7 protein-coding genes are annotated in these 6,806 nt (G+C 67.4%); 6 read left to right on the top strand and 1 reads right to left on the bottom strand.

The genetic code is table 11. From position 1 onward, the window contains the following. The coding region (locus ACKAE7_RS03875) for a DegV family protein (RefSeq protein ID WP_408978549.1) at nt 1-935 on the top strand (935 nt) is incomplete at its 5' end. 59 nt (nt 936-994) lie between these two features. Here the strand turns inward: ACKAE7_RS03875 and ACKAE7_RS03870 are convergent. After that, nucleotides 995-1,735: a nucleotidyltransferase domain-containing protein gene (locus tag ACKAE7_RS03870; RefSeq protein WP_408978548.1), complete on the bottom strand. Its 741-nt coding sequence runs from the start codon at nt 1,733-1,735 to the stop codon at nt 995-997. 77 nt (nt 1,736-1,812) lie between these two features. Here ACKAE7_RS03870 and ACKAE7_RS03865 point away from each other — a divergent pair, with 77 nt between their 5' ends. The 5 genes from ACKAE7_RS03865 (at nt 1,813) to holA (ending at nt 6,794) form a co-directional block, all read left to right on the top strand. After that, nucleotides 1,813-2,184 (top strand): hypothetical protein, encoded by a 372-nt coding sequence (locus ACKAE7_RS03865; protein WP_191034458.1) that lies wholly within the window; start codon nt 1,813-1,815, stop codon nt 2,182-2,184. A 50-nt stretch (nt 2,185-2,234) separates the two neighbouring features. Beyond that, complete coding sequence (locus ACKAE7_RS03860) at nt 2,235-2,513, top strand: putative quinol monooxygenase (RefSeq protein ID WP_408978547.1); 279 nt, start codon at nt 2,235-2,237, stop codon at nt 2,511-2,513. Between the two features lie 264 nt (nt 2,514-2,777). Beyond that, nucleotides 2,778-3,701: a ComEA family DNA-binding protein gene (locus tag ACKAE7_RS03855; RefSeq protein WP_408978546.1), complete on the top strand. Its 924-nt coding sequence runs from the start codon at nt 2,778-2,780 to the stop codon at nt 3,699-3,701. Nucleotides 3,702-3,804: 103 nt separating this feature from the next. Next, nucleotides 3,805-5,844, top strand: coding sequence for a ComEC/Rec2 family competence protein (locus tag ACKAE7_RS03850; RefSeq protein ID WP_408978545.1), 2,040 nt, complete (start codon nt 3,805-3,807; stop codon nt 5,842-5,844). Continuing rightward, the gene (holA, locus tag ACKAE7_RS03845) at nt 5,778-6,794 is read left to right on the top strand and encodes a DNA polymerase III subunit delta (protein WP_408978544.1); all 1,017 of its coding nucleotides are present in this window, start codon (nt 5,778-5,780) and stop codon (nt 6,792-6,794) included. Before ACKAE7_RS03850 ends, holA begins: the two co-directional genes overlap by 67 nt. Nucleotides 6,795-6,806 lie beyond the last annotated feature (12 nt).

The following is a 6,806-nucleotide window of genomic DNA, read 5'->3' as shown; positions in this document are numbered from 1 at the left end:
GGCAGGAAGCCCCTGCAACCCAGGCTGCCGCCGTCGTACGCACCGCCGTGGTGACCGACTCCGCGGCGGCGCTGCCGGCTGACTGGACCGCCGGGCTCAGCGGTGACGGGCGGCTGGCCGTGATACCCATGCCCGTGATGGTGGGGGATGAGATCTACGGTGAAGGCGAGGATGACATCTCCGAAACCATCGCCCTGGCACTGGCGAGCGGAACGTCCGTAAAGACCTCGCGGCCGTCACCCGGCCAGTTCGAGCAGGCCTACCGCGCGGCCTCGCAGCGGGGGTTCGACGCGGTGGTGTCGGTACACATCTCAGGAGAACTGTCCGGGACGGCGGATGCTGCCCGTCTGGCAGCGGCCCGGGTCGGCATCCCGGTGGAGGTAGTCGATTCGCGGACCGTCGGTATGGCCCAGGGCATGGCGGTCCAGGCGGCCGTCCGGGCCGCGGCCGACGGCGGTGATGCGGCCGCCGTTGCCGCTGCCGCGTCGGAACAGGCTTCGCGGACCAAAGTGTATTTCTACGTTCCCAGCCTGGAGCAGCTGCGGCGCGGGGGCCGCATCGGCGCTGCGGCATCGCTGCTTGGCACCATGCTGGCCATCAAGCCCATCCTTGCGGTGGAGGGCGGCAAGATCGTACCGCTGGAAAAGGTCCGGTCGGCCGCAAAGGCTGTGGCCCGGCTGGAAGAGATGGTTGCCGCTGATGCAGGTGCCCGCCCGGCCCCTGCCGTTCGGCTCGCCGTGCACCACTTTGGGAATCCTGACGAGGCTAAGAGCCTGGCCGAACGGTTGGCGCGCGCATTGCCGCTGTGCCCCCCGGCCCAGGCAAGTTCCCTTCCGGCCGTACTTGCTGCCCATGCAGGACTGGGAGTCCTGGCCGTCATCGTGGGGGAGGAACCGGGGGATACCGGCAATTTACCGGGAACGCTTTCCTCGTAGCAGGCATTGGCCCTGGCACACCCTGGCGGCTTGGCCGTGCGAGCCGGAGCCGAAGCGGATCAGGGCACTGCTCCGGTCAAAGCATCGTTGAAGAGCTGGATTGCCTGATCGATAGTTTCCCCAAGGACGGGTGGCTCCCGGTGCAGCCCAAAGATGAGCTCGTCCATGTGGCGCAACCCTGCACGCTCCAGGAGCCGCTTCTCGTTGGTGACCCACTCGCCCCGGGCGGCGAGCACGGCGTGTGCTGCCATCGCAGCGGAGATGGCCGGGGCGTCGGCCGGTTCCGTCAGGCGCCCGTAGCCGAGCGTCAGGTGGGCCCGGTCCATCCAGGCGCTCGGGGCGGTCCTGCGGAGGACCTGCGGGTACTCCGGCTGCGGCACATCCCCGCGAAGGACACGGTTGATGCCGAGTTCGGCCACGACCAGATAGCTGGGGATCTCGGCCAGATGGAACATCAGCGGCTCAATGTGGAACCTGCCGTGCTGCGCCTCGGCCAGCTCATGCTCAACAACGTCGAGGTTCCGGTAGTGGATATCCACGCTGCGGCCGTCGATTTCCAGCCACGCCCCGCCGTTGAAGACTCCGCCGCCCCAGCCGCCAATCTCGGAAACCGTTCCCTGCCAGCCGATGTTCCCCAAGTCATCAGGGTCAAAATGTTCCCGGTAGTACACGGCGAAATCCCAGTCGCTGGACGGGCCGTGGGTGCCGGTCGCCCGGGACCCCCCGAGGGTAACCGCAAGAACTCCGGGAAGAGCCGCCAGGTGATCGGCCACGTGGTCAACGAACACCAAATCGTCCATGCCGAACCGCCTCCTGGAAATGACTCGTGGAACCACCGTACGGCGTCTCCTGGGCGAACTTCCATTAGGCTCTGAACATGGAGGTTCGGGACTCGCCGGGAAATTCGACCGTGGACATCAACCAGGAGCTTAGCCAGCGGCGCGGCTGGATTCTGACCATCGCCGTCGGGTTTGCCCTGCACATCCTGAGTTTTGTTATCGGAATGAAGACAGTGGGGCCGCTGTGCGGCAGCCCGCTGCTTCCGCAAAGCAGTGCTGCTGAAGAGGCCGACATCCAGATGCGGACTACCGGCCTGGCCGCGGAGTGCTACCGGACCATCGATGCCGCTTCGGTACCCGTATGGATTCTGATGGCGCTGGGAATTGGCCTTGTCCTGACGGGGGTGGCCGTCAGGATTGTGGGTATCCGCCGGTCACTTGCCCAATCCGGGAAGTTGACCGGTGGGTGAACACCGGAAGGCGGGATAGGGACGCACGGGAAATACGGGAGTATGGGTCAGTGACTGATGTCTATTTGAGCGGACAGCTCGTATGCCGTAACAGCGACGAGGTTGCCATCGTCGTCCAGCATCTCGACCGGCACGTCACGCTAACCCGGGCTGAACCCGGCTGTGTTTCCTTCAGCGTGAAGCCTGCTGAAGACCCTTTGGTGTGGCAGGTCGAGGAACATTTCAGCGACCCCGATGCTTTCAGGCTTCACCAGGACCGGGTGGCGGGCAGCATCTGGGGGCAGGCCACGGTCGGGATCGAGCGCCGCTACACCATTGTGGGGATTTAGCCCCGTAGAGCGGGTTTGGCCCGGTCCGACGGCGGCTGGAGCCGGACGCGCTCATCGCGCCTGCCGCCGTACCTGATGCCGGCTTGGTCTCCCTAAGATCTTCAGGCGCGCTGGCGTTGATCGCCGGCCGTCCGGCCTTCTACTGGTGCGTCTGGACATTCTCTGGATTTCCGCTGCTTGGGCGATGCCGTTAGGGCTGACAGCCTTTCCACATAACAGGTGCCTGCCCTGTTGCCCCCGCCCAGTGGTCCCTAGCGTGAAGCTATGTCACGCCGGGACGCTGGAGCAGCAGGTCACTCGGCGCGCCATGCCAGGAACCGGCTGCAGGCAGCCCTTGGCGATGCCCCGTCCGGCCTGTTGCTGGATGCCAACGGGGATCAGCCCTTCGAGTATCGGGGTGCCGGGGGCCGCGATTCTGACGCTGCCGGCACGGCGTTGCCCGGGGAATCCGGACAGGACGCGGATACCGCGTCCACGGCCCTGGGGCCGGCACTCCGTTGGCGGTTGGGCTCCCGCCTGGCGGTTCTTCTTGGCATCCTTGCTGTGGCTGCCGCCGCGTGGTTCTGGTGGCAGGCGGCTACGGGCCGGTCGGAGATCCTCCCACTCAGCGGCGTCAGCCCCTCCAACCCTGCCGCTGGCCCTTCAGCCGAAGCCGCCGCGGGAAACGAAGGGGCCGGCGGCAGCGGGCCGGGCGTCGAGGACGCGGCGGCTGAAACCGCCGCTGCGGTGGTGGTCCACGTGGCCGGCGCGGTGACCAGCCCCGGAGTGGTCCAGCTGCGGGCGGGAAGCCGCGTGCACGAGGCCATCACGGCCGCCGGAGGAGCAGTTCCCGGCGCGGACCTTGGCCGGCTGAACCTGGCCGTCGTGGTGGAGGACGGCCAAAAGATCCTCGTGCCGCGGGAAGGCGAGGAGTTACCTGCGTCAGGAACTGGTGGCGGAGCTCCGCAGCCCGGCGGCAGTGAGGCCGATGCCGGCAACGCCGGAAATCCTGCGGGAGGAAAAATCAACCTCAACACGGCGAGTATGGAGGAACTGGATACGTTGCCGAAAGTCGGGCCGGTGCTTGCCCAACGCATCGTGGACTGGCGCAAAGAGCATGGGGCTTTCAAGAGCGTCGAGGAGCTGGACGCAGTGGACGGCGTCGGGCCCAAGATGCTTGAAGCATTGCTGCCGCTGGTGACGGTATGAGGTGCCCACGTGAGAGCGGTATCTAATGGGTAGCCGCAGGGAGAAGCCGCCGACGAGTCCCTGGCAGCGGTATGTGGAGTCTGCTGTCAGGGGACCCGCAACCGTGCCGGGACCCGCGGGCAGCACCGCGTCCGCCGAAGGCAGCGCACCGCACGGCGGGAACAGGACGGCTGAGGGCCCCGCAAAACAGCCACGACGACGGCGGGGCCTCGACCGTGCCGCGACCTTCCGGCACCGGGTCCATGAACAGTGGTCCGGGGTATGGGATTCAGCCTGGCAGGGAGCCGGGACGGACAGTTTGGGGAACGGCGCGTCCCCCGGCGGCGAGGCGCCACGCCGCCGCACTGACGTGCGCCTCGCCGTGCCTGCGGTGGCAGTGTGGGCAGCCTGCATCGCCGGGCTTTGGCTGCAACCGGTGGCCCTGGCGGCACTCTGTTGTGGTTCTGCTGCTGCAGGAATGCTCTTGATATGCCGGAGCCGTCAGCTCTGCCCACCTGGTCAACGCCGCGGCACGGCACCAGGGACAGAACGCACTTCCGGCCGGCGCAGTTTCCTGTCCACCAGCGCGGCAGCACTCTTCCTGGCAGCGGCCGCGGCCGCCCACTCGGCCGCGGGAGCCAGCCAGCGGTTCGAGGGGCCCCTGGCCGAGGCTGTTGCGGCAGGAAAATCAGTAGTGGCAGTCGTCGAAGTGGCCGGGAACCCTCGCGCGCTCACAGCACCAGGCCAGGCGGGAACGCCGGAACGCTGGTCGATACCAGTCTGGACCCGCGATGTCAGCACCGGCGGTGTCCTGCTCCGGACCAGGGCTCAGCTCGTGGTGATGGGCGGCGGCGACTGGGGCACCGTGGTGACCGGCCAGCTGGTCCGCGCAACGGGAAAGCTCCGGCCGCCGGAGCAAGGAACTGAGGAGGCTGCGATCCTCGCAGCCTCCTCAGGCCCAGGCCAGGCTACCGGGGTGCCAATCCTGGAGGGATCGGCCAAAGAACTGCGGGAACAGTTCGTGGCCGCGTCCTCGTTCCTCGCCCCCGATCCCCGCGGCCTGCTGCCGGGCATGGTCACTGGAGATACCACGGCGCTGGACGAGGGCCTGGAGACTGCCATGAAGGCGGTGGGCATGACGCACCTGACGGCCGTGAGCGGCGCCAACTGCAGCCTGGTCCTTGGAGCCCTGCTGTTGGCCTGCCGGAGCCTTCGCCTGCCACGCCTTCCCGCTGCTGCCCTGGCCGGCGTTGGCCTTTGGCTCTTCGTGCTCCTCGTGGGGCCGGATGCGAGCGTCCTGCGGGCAGCCATCATGGGCGCCGTGGCTGTCCTGTCGCTGGCCGGCGGCCGGTCCGGACGTGGCCTCAGTTTCCTGTGCCTGGCGGTGATCGGCCTGCTGCTGATGGATCCTGGACTAGGTTCCAGCTTCGGGTTTCTCCTGTCCGTTCTGGCAACCCTGGGGATCATTGTCCTTGGCCGGCGCATCATCAATTGGACGCCAGGGTTCGTTCCGCGCTGGGCGGCTGCGGCGGTGGCTGTCCCGTTGTCGGCGCAGCTGCTGTGCGGTCCCGTGATCGTGCTTCTGCAACCCCAGTTTTCCACCTACTCGCTACTGGCAAATGTCATCGCCTCACCCCTGGTGGCCCCTGTGACGCTGCTGGGGACGGCAGCTGTTCCCCTGGTGGTCCTGGCCCCGTGGCCGGCAACCGCCCTGATTGCAGTGGCCGGAACTTTCAGCTCCGGCGTCGCCGCAACGGCAAGGTTCACGTCGCAGCTCCCAGGGGCATCGCTCCCATGGCCTGAAGGCATTCCCGGTCTGCTGACCATGCTGTTCCTGTCTGTTCTGACCTACGGAACAGTGTGGGCCATCGCCCGGCCCCGCCAGGCCGGCGGGCTGGTCCTGTCTTGCCACGGGCGTCTCGTTTCGCTTATCGAAGTCATGGAGACGTGGTTTTTCCGGGCACTCCGCCGCCACGGCTTCCGGCCGGCGCCCGGGACGAAGCGTACGCCGGTGTGGCCGCCCGGCCCCGGCTTGGAGCAGGGGGCCGGACGTGGCAGGCTGGGATACTCCACAAATCTTTCCGGAAGGAACCCACGATGGCCGCTGCGCAGAAGCGAGCAACCCGTTCCCCGGCATCGAATGCAGCCACCTGGCGGGACGTAACACCTGCAGCGGTGGTGCTGGTCAGCGGCCCGGAAGAGTATCTGGGCATCAGGGCGATGGACCGCGTCCGCGCGCAGGTGCGGGCTGCCGCCCCGGATGTTGAGGTCAGCCGCATCAACGCGGCTGCCTATGAGCCGGGCACCCTGCTGATGCAGGTCAGCCCCTCGCTTTTCGGGGAGAGCAAGCTCATTGAGGTGGAGGCCGTCGAGGCCATGAACGACGCTTTCCTCGCTGATGCCCTCCGGTACGTGCAACACACGGAACCCGATGCGGTCCTGGTCCTCCGGCATGGCGGGGGAGTCAGGGGTAAGAAACTCCTGGACGCCGTAAAGAAGGGCGGCTGGCCAGTGGTGGACTGCCAGCCGCTCAAGAAAGACGCAGACAAGTTGGCCTTTGTGGCGGCCGAATTCAAGGCCGGCGGCCGCCGTATTGAGCAGGACGCCGTCCAGTCCCTGGTCAACGCGGTGGGAGCCAACCTTTCGGAACTTGCCGCCGCGTGCAGCCAGCTCATCGCCGATGCGGGAACCACCGTCACCTCGGACATCGTGGACCGCTACTACGGCGGCCGTATAGAGGCCACAGCGTTCAAGGTGGCTGATGCTGCCATGGCGGGCAATGCTCCCTTGGCCCTGTCCACGCTCCGCCATGCCCTCGCCACAGGAGCGGATCCCGTGCCGCTGGTGGCCGCGCTGGCCGCAAAGCTTCGAACGGTTGCGCGGGTTGCCGGCGCATCCGGATCTTCCGCCCAGATAGCCGCGGAGCTCGGCATGCAGCCCTGGCTGGTTGAGCAGGCGCAGCGGGACGTGAGGCGATGGACGCCGGACGGGCTGGTCCGGTCCATCCAGGCCACCGCCGAAGCCGACGCGCAGGTCAAAGGCCTATCCCGCGACCCCGTCTATGCGGTGGAGCACGCGGTCACGGTCATTGCCATGTCCGTCCAAGGCCGCTGACCGGTTACCCGG

It is taken from the genome of Pseudarthrobacter sp. NKDBFgelt (genome assembly GCF_046097905.1).
GTDB classification, from domain to species: Bacteria; Actinomycetota; Actinomycetes; order Actinomycetales; family Micrococcaceae; genus Arthrobacter; species Arthrobacter polychromogenes.
This window is presented reverse-complemented; position numbering and strand designations above follow the sequence as displayed.